The 284-nt window shown below is 44.4% G+C and carries 1 pseudogene; it reads left to right on the top strand.

Features of this window, described 5'->3' with window-relative positions:
- Positions 1-284: pseudogene (locus ACO0LB_RS20930) on the top strand (DNA repair protein RadA); the annotation flags it as partial.

The following is a 284-nucleotide window of genomic DNA, read 5'->3' as shown; positions in this document are numbered from 1 at the left end:
GGTGAGAGAAGTCACTGCCGAATTGATGCAACTTGCAAAGACTAACAACATTGCAACCTTTATTGTAGGACATGTTACCAAGGAAGGAACCTTAGCTGGTCCCCGTATGTTAGAACATATGGTGGATACCGTTCTCTACTTTGAAGGGGAAAGGCATCATACTTTTCGCATCCTGCGGGCGGTGAAAAACCGTTTTGGCTCTACCAACGAGATCGGCATTTTTGAAATGCAATCAGCTGGACTTGTTGAAGTCTTGAACCCAAGCCAAGTTTTTCTTGAAGAAC

It is taken from the genome of Undibacterium sp. SXout7W, from assembly GCF_049339385.1.
Classification (GTDB): domain Bacteria; phylum Pseudomonadota; class Gammaproteobacteria; order Burkholderiales; family Burkholderiaceae_D; genus Undibacterium.
The sequence above is the reverse complement of the archived record's forward strand: the minus strand, read 5'-3'. Positions and strand labels throughout refer to the sequence as shown.